1 pseudogene is annotated in these 233 nt (G+C 78.5%); it reads left to right on the forward strand.

Annotation, left to right across the window (positions count from 1 at the left end):
* A pseudogene (locus tag G3I40_RS15395) lies at window positions 1-233 on the forward strand (AAA family ATPase); the annotation flags it as partial.

Consider the following 233-nt stretch of genomic DNA (forward strand, 5'->3'; position numbering starts at 1 on the left):
ACGTCTCCCGGGAAGTGCTCGCCCTGCTGGTGCGGGGCGCCGTCGGGGACGGCCCCGGGCTCGAACTCCTCGCCCACCTGGACCGGATGGACCTGCCGGACCCCGAGACACTGCTCGCCGACCCGGCCGCCGCCGAGCTGCCGGAGCGGGGCGACCTGCGCCAGGCGGCCCTCGAAGCGGTGGTCGCCGCCGTCGGTGCGCGGCCGGAGCGGAAGCGCTGGGAGGCGGCCTGG

The sequence above is a fragment of the Streptomyces sp. SID14478 genome (genome assembly GCF_010548525.1).
GTDB lineage: Bacteria > Actinomycetota > Actinomycetes > Streptomycetales > Streptomycetaceae > Streptomyces.